12 protein-coding genes are annotated in these 14,995 nt (G+C 65.8%); 4 read left to right on the top strand and 8 right to left on the bottom strand.

The window, feature by feature from the left end; all coding sequences use genetic code 11:
- Positions 1 to 2: 2 nt before the first annotated feature.
- Entirely contained in the window at positions 3 to 626 is a 624-nt protein-coding gene (locus O8I58_RS16900) for a DUF1003 domain-containing protein (RefSeq protein WP_298318664.1), read from the bottom strand.
- 35 nt (positions 627 to 661) lie between these two features.
- Positions 662 to 1,549 carry a methylisocitrate lyase gene (gene prpB, locus O8I58_RS16895; protein ID WP_298318662.1) on the bottom strand — a complete coding sequence of 296 codons (888 nt, stop codon included), beginning with the start codon at positions 1,547 to 1,549 and terminating at the stop codon, positions 662 to 664.
- Positions 1,550 to 1,655: 106 nt separating this feature from the next.
- Between prpB and O8I58_RS16890 the strand changes: the two genes are divergently transcribed.
- Positions 1,656 to 2,873 carry a citrate synthase family protein gene (locus O8I58_RS16890; protein ID WP_298318660.1) on the top strand — a complete coding sequence of 406 codons (1,218 nt, stop codon included), beginning with the start codon at positions 1,656 to 1,658 and terminating at the stop codon, positions 2,871 to 2,873.
- A gap of 18 nt (positions 2,874 to 2,891) precedes the next feature.
- Here O8I58_RS16890 and prpE read toward each other — a convergent pair whose 3' ends face one another.
- The 5 genes from prpE to O8I58_RS16865 all read right to left on the bottom strand — a co-directional run bounded on the left by prpE (position 2,892) and on the right by O8I58_RS16865 (position 9,322).
- Positions 2,892 to 4,793, bottom strand: coding sequence for a propionate--CoA ligase (prpE, locus tag O8I58_RS16885; RefSeq protein ID WP_298318658.1), 1,902 nt, complete (start codon positions 4,791 to 4,793; stop codon positions 2,892 to 2,894).
- A 122-nt stretch (positions 4,794 to 4,915) separates the two neighbouring features.
- A complete protein-coding gene (locus tag O8I58_RS16880) occupies positions 4,916 to 5,629 on the bottom strand; it encodes an SEL1-like repeat protein (protein WP_298318656.1) in 714 nt (237 codons plus the stop codon).
- 63 nt (positions 5,630 to 5,692) lie between these two features.
- Complete coding sequence (locus tag O8I58_RS16875; RefSeq protein ID WP_298318653.1) at positions 5,693 to 7,330, bottom strand: acyl-CoA synthetase; 1,638 nt, start codon at positions 7,328 to 7,330, stop codon at positions 5,693 to 5,695.
- A 232-nt stretch (positions 7,331 to 7,562) separates the two neighbouring features.
- Positions 7,563 to 8,549 (bottom strand): malate dehydrogenase, encoded by a 987-nt coding sequence (locus O8I58_RS16870; RefSeq protein WP_298318651.1) that lies wholly within the window; start codon positions 8,547 to 8,549, stop codon positions 7,563 to 7,565.
- A 278-nt stretch (positions 8,550 to 8,827) separates the two neighbouring features.
- Positions 8,828 to 9,322: a peptidylprolyl isomerase gene (locus O8I58_RS16865; protein ID WP_298318649.1), complete on the bottom strand. Its 495-nt coding sequence runs from the start codon at positions 9,320 to 9,322 to the stop codon at positions 8,828 to 8,830.
- 105 nt (positions 9,323 to 9,427) lie between these two features.
- Here O8I58_RS16865 and typA point away from each other — a divergent pair, with 105 nt between their 5' ends.
- Genes typA through O8I58_RS16850 form a run of 3 tightly spaced genes read left to right on the top strand, consistent with a single transcriptional unit; the run spans position 9,428 to position 13,445 of the window.
- On the top strand, positions 9,428 to 11,275 hold the full coding sequence (gene typA / locus O8I58_RS16860) for a translational GTPase TypA (RefSeq protein ID WP_298318645.1): 1,848 nt from the start codon (positions 9,428 to 9,430) through the stop codon (positions 11,273 to 11,275).
- A gap of 31 nt (positions 11,276 to 11,306) precedes the next feature.
- Positions 11,307 to 11,780, top strand: coding sequence for a DUF2127 domain-containing protein (locus O8I58_RS16855; RefSeq protein ID WP_298318643.1), 474 nt, complete (start codon positions 11,307 to 11,309; stop codon positions 11,778 to 11,780).
- 60 nt (positions 11,781 to 11,840) lie between these two features.
- Positions 11,841 to 13,445: an amidase gene (locus O8I58_RS16850; protein WP_298318641.1), complete on the top strand. Its 1,605-nt coding sequence runs from the start codon at positions 11,841 to 11,843 to the stop codon at positions 13,443 to 13,445.
- A 68-nt stretch (positions 13,446 to 13,513) separates the two neighbouring features.
- Here the strand turns inward: O8I58_RS16850 and O8I58_RS16845 are convergent, their stop codons facing one another.
- Positions 13,514 to 14,905: a class II 3-deoxy-7-phosphoheptulonate synthase gene (locus tag O8I58_RS16845; protein ID WP_298318639.1), complete on the bottom strand. Its 1,392-nt coding sequence runs from the start codon at positions 14,903 to 14,905 to the stop codon at positions 13,514 to 13,516.
- Between the last annotated feature and the right edge of the window lie 90 nt (positions 14,906 to 14,995).

Raw genomic sequence — 14,995 nt, 5'->3', positions numbered from 1 at the left:
GATTACTCGCTCTTCTGCTCTGGAATGTTGGGTTGTGTTTCATCGGCGGCACCGGCGCCGCACAGGTCGCTCACCAGGCGTTGCAGCATGACGATCTGCTGGTGTTGCAGCTCGACCAGGCTGGCCCAGTCCTGATCCCGCAGGACGCTGAGTTTTTCCTGCACCTGCATGACTTCGAGTTCGGCCTTGACGTTGACGGCGTAGTCGTTCTCCGCACGCAGGCGGTCGATCGTGCCCTGGCGGTTCTGGCTCATCATGATGATCGGGGCCTGGATGGCGGCCACGCACGACAGGCACAGGTTCAACAGGATGTAGGGATAGGGATCGAAGGCATCGCGCGCCAGCACGAGTGAGTTGATCACCATCCATCCGACCAGGCACGCCAGAAACACCAGGATGAAGGTCCAGCTTCCGCCGATGGCCGCCACCTTGTCGGCGATGCGCTCACCGAAGGATGAAGACCGGTCGTAATCACGCGCGATGTTGCGTGACACCTGGCGGCGCTGGACGAAGCGTTCGACGATCGAACGCTCTTCTTCAGGCAGCTTCTCGATCTCGCTTTCCAGAAACGCACGCGCGGTCTGCAGGCGGTCTTGGCCCTTGGTATGGCGGAGAGACAACGGCATGGCTCGGATCCTGCGCGAATGCGGCGCGCCGACAATCAGCGCGCGCGGGATGCAAACAATGCATCCAACTTGTCCTCGAACGCGTGATAGCCGATCCGGTCGTACAGCTCCTCGCGGGTCTGCATGGTGTCGAGCACGGCCTTCTGGTGGCCGTCGCGGCGGATGGTTTCATAGACATTTTCCGCGGCCTTGTTCATGGCGCGGAACGCGGACAGCGGATACAGCTGGATCGCCACGCCGACACTGGCCAGTTCGTCGCGAGTGAACAGCGGCGTGGCGCCGAACTCGGTGATGTTGGCCAGCACCGGCACTTTTACCGCATCGACGAAGCGCTTGTAGGTCTGCAGGTCATAGGAGGCCTCGGCGAAGATGCCGTCGGCGCCGGCTTCGACACAGGCGATGGCGCGTTCGATCGCCTTGTCCACGCCTTCGACCTGGATCGCATCGGTACGCGCGATCAGGAAGAAGTCCGCGTCGGTCTTCGCATCGGCCGCTGCCTTGACCCGGTCGGCCATCTCGCCCTGCGAGACGATCTCCTTGCCCGGGCGATGACCGCAGCGCTTGGCGCCGACCTGGTCCTCGATATGGCAGGCCGCCGCGCCGGCCTTGATCAGCGACTTGATGGTGCGCTCGATGTTGAACGCGCTGGCGCCGAAGCCGGTGTCGATATCCACCATCAACGGCAGGTCGCACACGTCGGTGATGCGGCGGGTGTCGATCAGCACGTCTTCCAGCGTGTTGATGCCCAGATCCGGCATGCCCAGCGAGCCGGCCGCCACGCCGCCGCCGGACAGGTACACGGCCTTGTAGCCGGCGCGCTTGGCCAGCAGCGCATGGTTGGCGTTGATGGCGCCGATCACCTGCAGCGGGGATTCGGCGGCAAGGGCAGCGCGGAAACGCGCGCCTGCGGTCGGGGACGTCATGGCATTACTCCATATCTATATGCGTATGCGGTCGCGACCACGGCCTGCGAGGCGCCGATTCGCGGAACGAAGCGCAATCTGGCACCCTCTAATGCATTGATCAATCTTGATCGCACAAATCAACCTGTTGATGGACGACGACCTCATCCCCGCCAGCCAGGCCTGCGAACTGCTCGGCATCAGCGCCGCCACGCTGTATGCCTACGTCAGCCGGGGCCTGCTGGAATCGCGCCCCGGCACCGACCACCGCAGCCGCATGTACCGCAGGCAGGAGGTCGAACGCCTGGCCGAGAACAAGCGCGCCGGCCGCGGCGCCGCGCGCGGGGCGGCGCAGAGCCTCGACCGCGGCCTGCCGGTGCTGGAAACCCGGATTTCGCTGATCCAGCCCGATGGTCCCTACTACCGCGGCCAGTCCGCCGTGGCCGCGGTCCGCGCCGGCGCCACCCTGGAAGACGCCGCGCGCCTGCTGTGGGATTGCGGCACGCACGATCCGTTCGCCCATGCACCCGCGCCCTGGCCAGCCACGCTCGCAGGTTTGGCGACCAACAGCGCCTTGCCGCCGCTGGAGCGCACCCTGGCCTGCATGCCGCTGCTGGCACTGGAAGTCCGCCATTCCTTCAACCTCGCCCTGCCGGTCCGTCACGACCTGGCCGCACTGCTGCTACGCCAGAACGCCGCGCTGCTGATCGCCAGTGAACCCAGCGCGCAGCCGGTCCACCTACAACTGGCCGGACACTGGGCGCCTGGCAACGCGGACCTGGCCGAACTGGTCCGCGCCGCGCTGGTGCTGTGCGCCGATCACGAACTGAATGTCTCGGCCTTCGCCGCGCGCGTGGTGGCTTCCACCGGCGCGCACCTGCACGCGACGGTGTGCAGCGGATTGGCCGCGCTGTCCGGGCCGCGCCACGGCGGCGCGACCGCACGCGCCTACACCTTGCTGGAAGGCTCAGTCGAAGAACTCGCAGCCCGCTGGGCGCGCGGCGACGACCTGCCCGGCTTCGGCCATGCGCTCTATCCGCACGGCGATCCGCGCGCCGCCGAGCTGCTGGCGATGCTGCGCCAACGCGCCGGCGACACGCCACAGCTGCAGCACGTGGAAGCCCTGATCGCACATGCGCATGAAGTCAGCGGCCTGCATCCGAACGTGGACCTGATGCTGGCCACGCTCTGCTTCGTCCATGGACTGCCCGCCTCGCCCGCGCTGGTGCTGTTCGCCTGCGGGCGCCTGGCCGGCTGGCTGGCGCATGTGCTGGAGCAGCAGACGCTGGGCAAACTGATCCGGCCACGCGCGCAGTACACCGGCATCGCGCCCATCAAGGCGTAATGCCGATGCGCCAATCCGTCACGACCCCGAATCGGGCCCGCGGCTCAGCGCGCGCCGCACTTCCTCCAGCGCGCCGGGATCGTCGAGCGTCGACAGATCGCCCGGATCGCTGCCCTGCGCCAGCGCCTGGATCGAACGACGCAGCAGCTTGCCCGAACGTGTTTTGGGCAATGCGTTGACGATGTAGACCCGCGCCGGACGCGCGACCGCGCCCAGGTCGGTCTCCACCATCCTGCGCATGCCATCGGCAGCGAGGTTGCGCGCGCCAGCCTCTTCGGTCGCCTGGCGCAGCGTGGCGAATACCACCGGCACCTGGCCCTTCAGTTCATCATTGACCCCGACGACCGCAGCTTCGGCCACGTCGCGGAAGCCGGATACCGATTCCTCGATCTCGCGCGTGCCCAGGCGATGCCCAGCCACGTTGATCACATCGTCGGTGCGCCCCAGGATGAAGGTGTAGCCATCTTCATCCTTGATCGCCCAGTCCAGCGAGCTGTACAGCAGCTCCTTGAAGTGGCTGAAGTAGCTATCGAGGAAGCGCTGGTCGTCGTTCCAGATCGTGGTCATGCAGCCCGGCGGCAGCGGCGGCTGCATCACCAGCACGCCCTTTTGGTTGGGCGCGACTTCCTCGCCGGTGGCTTCGTCGATGATCTTCATCTTGTAGCCAAGATTCGGAAACCCCGGCGAGCCGAACCGCACCGGCTTCATGTCCAGGCCCGGCAGCACGGTCAATGCTGGCCAACCGGTTTCGGTCTGCCAGTAGTTATCGATGACCGGCTTGCGCAGCGCATCGGTAATCCAGTGCGCGGTGGGTTCGTCCAGCGGCTCGCCGGCCAGGAACAGGTACTTCAATTCGGACAGGTCGTGGCGACGGATGAAGTCCACGTCGTGCTTCTTCAGCACCCGGATCGCGGTCGGCGAAGAGAACATCGTGCGCACGCCGTACTGCTCGCACAGCGCCCACCAGATGCCGGCATCGGGATTGGTCGGCAGGCCTTCGTAGAGGATCGCCGTGCAGCCACCGATCAGTGGCCCATACACGTTGTAGGAATGGCCCACCGCCCAGCCCACGTCCGAAGTGGAGAACATCACCTGGCCCGGGCCACAGTCGAAGATGGTGCGCATCGATTGCGCCATCGCCACCGCATAGCCGCCGACATCGCGCTGCACGCCCTTGGGCTTGCCGGTGGTTCCCGAGGTGTAGAGCAGGTAGGCCGGCTCATTGGATTCCAGCCATTCCACCGGCACGTCCGCATCGCCCACCTGTGCACGCAGCGCGGCGTAGTCCTCATCGCGCCCCGCCACTTTCGGTTCGGCCGGATCAAGATCACGCGAGACGATCAGCACCTTGGGCGGCGGGAACTGCGCTTCGGCGCAGGCCGCATCGATCATCGGCTTGTACGGAATCACCTTGCCGCCGCGGCTGCCGGCATCGGCAGCAATCAACAGCTTGGGCTGGGCATCGTCGATGCGCAGCGCCAGGTTGTGTGCGGCAAACCCACCGAACACCACCGAGTGCACCGCGCCGATCCGCGCGCAGGCCAGCATCGCGAACACGGCTTCGGCCATGTTCGGCATGTACACCACCACGCGATCACCACGCCCAACGCCGAGCCGCTGGATCACGGCAGCAAAGGCATTCACTTCGCGATGCAGCTCGCGGTAGCTGATCTCGCGAGTGACGTTGGTCTCGGTGGAGACCACGACGAGTGCAAGCTGATCGGGGCGCTCTTCCAGGTGCCGGTCGATCGCGTTGTAGCAGAGGTTGGTCTGGCCGCCGACGAACCACTTGCGGAACGGCGGCCTGGAATACTCCAAGATCTGCTGCGGCGGCACATGCCAGTGGATCGCCTTGGCTTCCTCGGCCCAGAAGGCCTCGGGCTGCTCGATGGATCGGCGATAGACCTCTTCGTATGACATTGCAGCCCCTCCCAGAGCATATGGAGCCGAGAATATCGGCCGCTTCCGGGAGACGCTTCCCGACCTTGGTCTTAGGAGGAACGTCGATCTATCGAGGCAGCTTCCCTGCTCTGCGGGCCAGATCAGTCCGGATGGGACTGCGGCGCGCCAACCTGCACCTTTCCATTCCAGCCTTCGAAATAGTCGTCGTGCAGCACGTCGAGTATCCGCGCCGTGCGCATCTGGCTGCCCAGCCCACAACCGTCCGCGTCGGTCGGCGGATCACTGTTGAAATTCGCCTGCACGATCAGATCGATGCCGGCGATGCACGCACCGCCATACGCGGGATTGCCACGCATGAGCGCAGCCTCCTTCTGGTAACGGCGGTCCGCTCGCGGCGCTGCAACCCGGTCGGCATAGACCGGGCTGAGCCTGGCCAGGCGAACCTGCGCCGCCTGTTGCTCCTGCGGCGTGGCCTGCGTGCGGTATTGGTCGCAGGTGGGTTGGAGGACGGCATTGCCACGCTCGCAGGCCAATGCCAGCCAGGCCAGCCCAAGCGGGCGATCATGTTCGAGCCCCGCCCCGGTGAAATACGCAACGCCCAACGCCAGCTGTGCATTCTTGTCGGCCCAGCGCGCGGCCTGCAGCAGCATCTTCTCGGCACCGCGATAGTCCCCGCTCGACCATAGCTTGCGGGCGACACAGAAATCGAAATGCCCCGGCACCAGTCGAAACACCGGCTCGGTGGTTGCGCAACCCGCCAGCGCACTGGTGGGCGCGGCCGTCACCGGCAACGTGCCGCCACAGGACACCAGGACACACACCGCGAGACACCAATGCAGGACAGATCGCTTCATGGCCGCACTTCCCGTAGCCGGCTCGACGCCTGCCATGGATAGAAAATTAAAATTACGCAAGTGTCAAGGCGCTGGATCCAGGTCACGCGCGCGTTCGCGCAGCAGGAACTTCTGCACCTTGCCGGTCGCGGTCCGCGGCAACTCGCCGAACACGAACGCACGCGGCACCTTGAAGCCGGCCAGATGCTCGCGGCAATACTGCTGCATGGCGTCGGGTGGCAGCGGCTCGCCGCCGGACTTCAACTCGATGAAAGCGCATGGCGTCTCACCCCACTTCTCGTCCGGCCGTGCGACCACCGCCGCGGCCATGACCGCTGGATGACGGCACAACGCATCTTCGACTTCGATGGACGAAATGTTCTCGCCACCGGAAATAATCACGTCCTTGGAACGGTCACGGATCTTCACGTAGCCATCGGGATACACCACCGCCAGGTCGCCGGTATGGAACCAGCCACCCTTGAATGCCTGCTGCGTGGCTGCGGCGTTACCCAGGTAGCCCTTCATCGTGATGTTGCCGCGATACATGATCTCGCCGATGGCCTGGCCATCCCACGGCACCGGCTGCAGGGTTTCCGGATCAAGCACCTGCATGTCCTCCTGCAGCAGGCAGGCCACGCCCTGGCGGCTGTTAAGGTCGGCGCGCGCCTCGATGTCGAGCGCGCTCCATTCCTCCCTCGGCTGGCACAACGATGCCGGCCCATAAACCTCGGTCAGGCCATACACGTGGGTGATGTGGAAACCCATGCGTTCCATGCCTTCGATCACCGCCGCCGGTGGCGCGGCGCCAGCGACCTGCGCGTGTACGCCGGACACGCCCTGCTTCCATTCCGCAGGCGCGGCGACCAGCGCGCTGTGCACGATCGGCGCGCCGCAGTAATGGGTGACCCCGTGTTCGCGCATCAGTTCGAACACGCGCTTGGGATCGAACCTGCGCAGGCAGACCTGCGTGCCGGCCACCGCCGCCATCGTCCACGGGAAGCACCAGCCATTGCAGTGGAACATCGGCAGCGTCCACAGGTACACCGGATGTTGCGGCATCGACCAGTCGATGATGTTGGCCACCGCGTTCAAGTACGCGCCGCGATGGTGGTACACCACGCCCTTCGGATCACCGGTGGTGCCGGAGGTGTAGTTGAGCGAGATCGCATCCCACTCGTCCGGCGGCAGCGTCATCTCGAATCCGGCATCACCGTGCGCGATGAACGCCTCGTATTCGATCTCGCCGACCAACGCGCCCGCCGTCACGTCCGCATCGTCCACATCGATCACCCGCGGCGGCTGTTTGCACAGCTTCAAGGCCTGTTCGATCACCGGTGCGAACTCGCGGTCGGTGAACAGCACCTTCGCCTCGGCGTAGTCCAGCATGAAGGCGATCGTGGTCGCATCCAGCCGCGTATTGAGCGTGTTGACCACCGCGCCAAGCATCGCCGGCCCGTAATGCAGCTCGAACATCGCTGGCGTGTTGGGCATCATCGCCGCCACCGTGTCGCCACGACCGATACCCCAGCCCTGCAGCGCCGCTGCCAGCTGCCGGCAGCGCGCGTACGCGTCGGCCCAGGTCAAGCGGCGCGCACCATGGATCAGCGCTACCCGCTGCGGATGCACCAGCGCCGCCTTCCGCAGGAAGCTCAGCGGCGACAGCGGCGTGTAGTTGGCCGGATTGCGCTCCAGGCCCTGCGTGTAAGCGTCGTGCGACATCAACATCCTCCCGGCGATAAGCCGATGGCATGGCACGAAGCGTAATCGGCCGATACCAGCCCGGCGTTTCGACCTTGGTCTCAGTTGCGACAGTCGCGCAAACAAAAACGCCGGACCTCGCGGCCCGGCGTTTGATGACACTGACGTCAGCGATGGATCGCACGCCCGGCCTGCGCAAGCAGCGCGGGCGTTCGCAAAGGCTGCGGCCCAGTGGCCCGCAAGCAGCCTTCGCTCACCCCAGCAGGTGGGCCACGCCGGCGCGCTCTTCTTCCAGTTCGGCCAGGGTCTTGTCGATGTACTTCTGGCTGAAGTCGTCGATCGGCAGATCCTTGACGATGGCGTACTTGCCGTTCTCGGTGGTGACCGGGAAACCGAACATCACGCCTTCCGGAATGCCATAGGAACCATCGGACGGCACGCCCATCGTCACCCACTTGCCATTGGTGCCCAGCACCCAGTCATGGATGTGGTCGATGGCGGCGTTGGCCGCCGAGGCCGCCGAGGACAGCCCGCGCGCTTCGATGATCGCCGCGCCGCGCTTGCCCACGGTCGGGATGAAGGTGTTGGCGTTCCATTCCTGGTCGTTGATGGCCTCGCCGATGGAGGCGCCGTCGGCGGTGGCGAAGCGGTAGTCCGGGTACATGGTCGGGCTGTGGTTGCCCCACACGGCCAGCTTCTCGATGCCGGCCACCGGCTTGCCGAGCTTGGCCGAGAGCTGGCTCAGCGCGCGGTTGTGGTCCAGGCGCAGCATCGCGGTGAAGTTCTTCGGATCCAGGTCCGGGGCCGACTTCATGGCGATGTAGGCATTGGTGTTGGCCGGATTGCCGACCACCAGCACCTTCACATCGCGCTTGGCGACCTTGTTCAGCGCCGCGCCCTGGGCGGTGAAGATCTCCGCGTTGGCCAGCAGCAGGTCCTTGCGCTCCATGCCCGGGCCGCGCGGACGCGAGCCGACCAGCAGGGCGACGTCGGCATCCTTGAAGGCCACTTCGGCGTTATCGGTGCCGACCATGCCGGCCAGCAGCGGGAACGCGCAGTCTTCCAGCTCCATCATCACGCCCTTCAGCGCGGCCTGGGCCTTGTCGATCGGCAGCTCCAGCAGCTGCAGGATGACCGGCTGGTCCTTGCCCAGCATTTCGCCGGAGGCGATGCGGAACAGCAGGGCATAACCGATCTGGCCGGCGGCACCGGTGACGGCAACTCGGACTGGGGATTTCATGGTCACTATTTCCTCGAAGCATCGTGGGCGGGCCACGGCCCGCCGCGTGGGAGAAGGCGCCTTATCGCGCCGGACGGTTGAGGGCAATGCGGAAGCAGCGGCGCAGCGCGGGAGGCATGGAGCCAGACTCAGGGCGGGGCGACTTCAAGACTGCAACACCTCTTGGGTGGATCTCGCGCCGCATGGATTTTGCGGCGCGGAATTTTACCATGCAGGCCGGGCCCGCCCGGGTGACGCCATGCGCGTCGGACAACCGGGCCGGGCAGGCCTGCAGCGGATCAGGCAGCCAGGTGCTTGTTCCACTCGGCCACGCGGTCGGCCTTGGCGGCCAGCACGGCGTCTGCGTCGCCTTCGATGGTCAGGGTCTCGATCACGTCGCCCTGTTTGACTGCATCGACGGCCTCCAGGCCCGACAGGACCTTGCCGAACACGGTGTGCTTGCCATCCAGCCACGGGGTGGCCACGTGGGTGATGAAGAACTGGCTGCCGTTGGTGCTGGGGCCGGCATTGGCCATGGACAGCACGCCGCGCTCATGGCCGAGGCCGTTGTTGGTCTCGTCCTCGAAACGGTAGCCCGGGCCGCCGCGGCCGGAACCTTCCGGGCAGCCGCCCTGGATCATGAAATCGGGGATGACGCGGTGGAAGATCAGGCCGTCATAGAAGCCGTGCTTGGCCAGGTTCACGAAATTGGCGACCGTCAGCGGGGCCTTTTCGGGGTACAGCTCGACCTGGATGGGGCCGCGGGAGGTGTTGAAAGTGGCGGTCAGGGACATCGGTTTAACTCCTTCGGAACAATCGGCCCGGAGCCGGGCGGTAACCGGCTATAATACGCGCTTCCCTCCCTAGCCCTGCGTGCACACCAGCGCGCCCGCCGACGCATGTCCATCGAAAATCTCCGCAATATCGCCATCGTCGCCCACGTCGACCACGGTAAAACCACCCTCGTCGACCAGCTGCTCAAGCAGTCCGGCACGTTGTCTGAGCGCACCGTGCTCGCAGAGCGCGTGATGGACAGCAATGACCAGGAAAAGGAACGTGGCATCACGATCCTGGCCAAGAACACGGCCATCACCTGGGAAGACAAGCGCAGCGGCGTCAAGAACCGCATCAACATCGTCGACACCCCCGGCCACGCCGACTTCGGCGGTGAGGTCGAGCGCGTGCTGTCGATGGTCGACACCGTGCTGATCCTGGTCGACGCGATGGACGGCCCGATGCCGCAGACCCGCTTCGTGACCCAGAAGGCCTTCGCGATGGGCTTCAAGCCGATCGTGGTGATCAACAAGGTCGACCGCCCCGGCTCGCGTCCCGAATGGGTCGTGGAGCAGGTGTGGGACCTGTTCGACCGCCTGGGCGCCACGCCCGAGCAGATGGACTTCCCGATCGTCTACGCCTCGGCCCTGAACGGCTACGCCGGCCTGGAAGACAGCGTGCGCAGCGGCGACATGACCCCGCTGTACGAAGCGATCATGGAACACGCGCCCAAGCCGGAAGTGGACCCGGAAGGCGCCTTCCAGATGCGCATCAGCCAGCTGGACTACAACAACTTCGTGGGCGTGATCGGCATCGGCCGCATCCAGCGCGGCACCCTGAAGAAGAACATGCCGGTCTCGGTGATCAACCGCGAAGGCAAGAAGCGCCAGGGCAAGGTCCTGCAGGTGCTGGGCTTCCTGGGCCTGGAACGCATCGAGCAGGACACCGCCGAGGCCGGTGACATCGTCGCCATCTCGGGCATCGCCGAGCTGACCATCTCCGACACCATCTGCGCCCTGGATACCCCGGAAGCACTGCCGGCGCTGACCGTGGACGAGCCGACCATCTCGATGACCTTCCAGGTCAACAACTCGCCGTTCGCCGGCAACAAGGACCTGTCCGGTGGCAAGTTCCTGACCAGCCGCCAGCTCAAGGACCGCCTGGAGCGCGAGACCGTGCACAACGTGGCACTGAAGGTCGAGCAGCTGGAAGACGCGGACAAGTTCCTGGTCTCCGGCCGTGGCGAGCTGCACCTGTCGGTGCTGATCGAGAACATGCGTCGCGAAGGCTACGAGCTGGCCGTGTCGCGTCCGGAAGTGATCATCAAGGAAATCGACGGCAAGATGATGGAGCCGATCGAGCAGCTGGTCGTCGACGTGGAAGAAATCCACCAGGGCGGCGTCATGGAAAAGCTGGGCACCCGCAAGGGCCAGCTGAAGAACATGGAGCCGGACGGCAAGGGCCGCGTGCGCCTGGACTATGAAATCCCGGCGCGTGGCCTGATCGGCTTCCAGAACGAGTTCAAGACCCTGACCCAGGGTGGCGGCCTGCTGTTCCACGTGTTCGACCATTACGGTCCGAAGGAACAGGGCGCCATCGCCAAGCGCCTGAACGGCGTAATGATCGCCAATGCCCCGGGTGCGACCCCGGCGTACTCGCTCGGCCCGCTGCAGGAACGCGGCAAGCTGTTCGCCGCCGAAGGCGACAACGTGTACGAAGGCCAGCTGGTCGGTATCCACTCCAAGGACAACGACCTGACCGTCAACGCGATCAAGACCAAGCCGCTGACCAACATGCGCGCTTCGGGCAAGGACGACGCGATCGCCCTGACCCCGGCGATCAAGTTCTCGCTGGAACAGGCCCTGGACTTCATCGACGACGACGAGCTGGTCGAGATCACGCCGAAGGAAATCCGCCTGCGCAAGAAGTTCCTGACCGAAAGCGATCGCAAGCGCGCTTCCCGCGCCGCCTGATCGCCTCGCAACACGGCCCTTCGCACGTTCGATGCATCCGCAACGCCCCTACAACCCGGATCCGCATGCGCATCCGGGATTGCATGCGCTGGCGCTGTTCGAACTGGCCAAGGGCCTGCTGGCCCTGATCGCAGCGGCCAGCCTGGAAGTGATGGGCCCCGGGCCCATCCGCCGCTTCATCCACGAGATGATCGCGCGCTTCAACCTTGACCCCGACCGGGGCACCCTGCCCTCGCTGCTCAAAGCCATCAATCCCGAAGCGGTCCACCTGGCCGTCGCGGTGGTCACCATCTACGCCGTCTGGCGGTTGGTGGAATCGTGGGGCCTGTGGCGTGCCAAGGCCTGGGCATCCTGGCTGGGCTGCGTGGGCACGGCGGTCTACCTGCCCTTCGACATGTACGCACTGGCCCGGCATCCGGGCTGGCATACCGGTGCGGTGGTCATCCTCAACCTGCTAGTCGTGGCCATCCTGGCCCGCGACCTGCTGCGCCGGCGTCGCCACTGACGTTGCGCGTCCGGGCCGCGAGCGTATAGCCTGCGGCGTCTCGGTCTGCGGAATATTGCAATGCGTGCCTGGCCTGCGCTGAGCCTGTCGTGCCTGCTCGTCCTGACGGCCTGCTCGGTGCCGGCGACCCCGTCCAGGGATGCCCTGGCCGCACCAGCCAATTTCCTCTACGCCGAACAGACCATCGCCCAGCTGCAGCAGCGCATGCAGGACGGCACGCTGGACAGTCGCACGCTGACCCGCGCCTACCTGGACCGCATTGCCCAGGTCGATCGCGCCGGGCCGAAGCTCAACGCGGTGATCCAACTCAATCCCGAGGCGATGACCGAAGCGGCCCTGCGCGACCGCGAACGCGAGGGTGGCACCATCCGCGGACCGCTGCAGGGCATCCCGATCCTGCTCAAGGACAACATCGACGCCACGCCGATGGCAACCACGGCTGGCTCGCTGGCCTTGAAGGACTTCCGCCCCAAGCAGGACGCCTTCCTGGTCAAGCGCCTGCGCGAAGCCGGCGCGGTGATCCTGGGCAAGACCAACCTGAGCGAATGGGCGAACTTCCGCGCCACCGATTCGATCTCCGGCTGGAGCGGCGTCGGCGGCCAGACCCGCAACCCCTACGTACTGGATCGCAATCCCTGCGGTTCGAGCGCCGGCAGCGGCGTGGCCGCCTCGGCCAACCTGGCCGCCGCCACGGTCGGCACCGAAACCGACGGCAGCATCATCTGCCCGGCTTCGGTCAACGGCGTCGTCGGCCTGAAGCCCACGGTCGGCCTGGTCAGTCGCGACGGCATCGTGCCGATCTCCTGGAGCCAGGACACCGCCGGCCCGATCACCCGCACCGTGTCCGATGCCGCCGCGCTGCTGTCGGTGATGGCCGGGCGCGATGCCGCCGATGCCACCACCGGTTACGCCACGCTCAATGCGGCGCTGGATTATCAGGCGCGCTTGCGTCCGGGCGGACTGAAGGGCGCACGGATCGGCGTCCTCCGCAGCAGCTTCAATTTCAGCCCCGACGTGGCCAAGGCGATGGAGGGCGCAGTCATCACCCTGCGCCAGGCCGGCGCCACGGTGGTGGATGCCGAAATCCCCACTGCCGGGCAATGGGATGACGACGAACTGCTGGTGCTCAAGACCGAGTTCAAGAACGGCCTGGCGCGCTACCTGACCAGCCACGACGCGCCACTGTCGTCGCTGCAGCAGCTGATCGGCTTCAACCAGCAACACGCGCGCGACGAGCTGGGCCTGTTCGGCCAGGACCTGTTCGAACAGTCCGCAGCGATGGGCGGCCTCAACGATCCGGCCTATATCCAGGCGCGCTCGCGCATCAAACGCCTGGCCGGGCCGGAAGGCATCGATGCGGCACTGAAGGCGCAGAAGCTCGACGCCTTGATCGCCGCTTCGACCGGCCCGGCGTGGCGCACCGATCCGACGTTCAAGGATCCGTTCCCCGGTGCCGGTTACGGCGCGGCGGCGGTGGCCGGCTATCCCAGCCTGACCGTGCCGATGGGCAGCAGCCGTGGCCTGCCGCTGGGCATCCTGTTCATCGGCACCGCCTGGAGCGAGGCCAGGCTGATCGAACTGGGCTACGACTACGAGCAGCGCACGCTGGCGCGGACGCCCCCGCAATACCTGCCGACCCTGGCCGAGCCGAAGGTCGCCAGGTAACGCCAGGCATCATGCCTGCGGGCAGCGGAAGTCTCCGGCGCCGGGCGATGCACCCTTCGCCCTCAACGCTAGACGGCGGCGACCGCGTTCTGGCGCTGCTTGCGCACGATCAGCATCGCGATTTCCAGCGACTGCTCGTAGTTCAGGCGCGGATCGACGGTCGAACGATAGGCCCGCTCCAGGTCCACGTCGGTCAGCTCGCGCGCACCGCCGGTGCATTCGGTGACGTCCTCGCCGGTCAGCTCCAGATGCACGCCACCCAGGCGGGTGCCGGCCGCGGCATGCAGATCGAAGGACTGTTCGACTTCACTGCGGATATTGTCGAAGCGGCGCGTCTTGAAGCCATTGGAGGTGCTTTCGGTATTGCCGTGCATCGCATCGCAGACCCATAGCACGCGCCGGCCATCGCGCTTGACCGCCTCCAGCAACGGCGGCAGCTTGTCGGCGATCTGCGCGGCGCCCATGCGATGGATGAAGCTCAGGCGGCCAGGTTCGTCATCGGGATTGAGGACATCCATCAACCGCAGCAGCTGGTCGGGCTGCACCGACGGACCGACCTTGATCGCGATGGGATTGCGCACGCCGCGCAGGTATTCCACATGCGCACCATCGAGCGCTGCGGTGCGCATGCCAATCCACGGGTAATGCGTGGACAGGTTGAACCAGCCCCGCTGGCGCGGCACTTCGCGGGTCAGCGCTTCTTCGTAGGGCAACAACAGCGCTTCGTGCGAGGTGTAGAAATCAATCCGATTGAGGTTGTGCACTTCAACGCCAGCCAGCGTTTCCATGAAACGCACCGCGCCGCCGATGTCCGACACCATCTGCTGGTATTCGTTGGCCAGCGGCGAATAACCGACCCAGTTGAGGTTCCAGTACTCGGGATGGTGCAGGTCGGCGAAGCCGCCATCGATCAGCGCCCGCACGAAGTTCATCGTCATGGCCGAACGCGAGTGCGCGCGGATCATCCGCTGCGGGTCAGGAATGCGCGCGGCCTCGCTGAATTCGGGCGCATTGACCAGGTCGCCGCGATAACTCGGCAGGGTGATGTCGCCGCGGGTTTCCATGTCGGTCGAACGCGGCTTGGCGTACTGGCCAGCAAAGCGGCCGACCCGCACCACCGGCAGCTGCAGGCCGTGCACCAGCACCAGGCTCATCTGCAGCAGCACTTTCAGGCGGTTGGAAATCAGCCCGGATTCGCAGTCGGAAAAACTCTCGGCGCAGTCGCCACCCTGCAGCAGAAAGCGCTTGCCTTCCTGTGCCTCGGCCAGCTGCCTCTTCAGCGCGAAGATCTCCCACGACGTCACCAGCGGCGGCAGCCGGCCCAGCTCTTCCAGCGTCGACTTCAGCGCCGCGGCATCGGGATAGGTGGGCATCTGCAGCGCCGGGCGCGCACGCCAACTGCCAGGGCTCCACCCGTTGGTGGTCGTTTCGGCCGATGGTGTGGGGGACGGCAAGGACATCGTGGGGCTCCAGATCAGTCGCGCATGATCGCAGACCTGGCCAGCACGACAAAGCCTGACGGCTCCGACATTTTTCCGATGTCATTGAAC

The sequence above is a fragment of the Pseudoxanthomonas sp. genome (genome assembly GCF_027498035.1).
GTDB lineage: Bacteria > Pseudomonadota > Gammaproteobacteria > Xanthomonadales > Xanthomonadaceae > Pseudoxanthomonas_A.
This window is presented reverse-complemented; position numbering and strand designations above follow the sequence as displayed.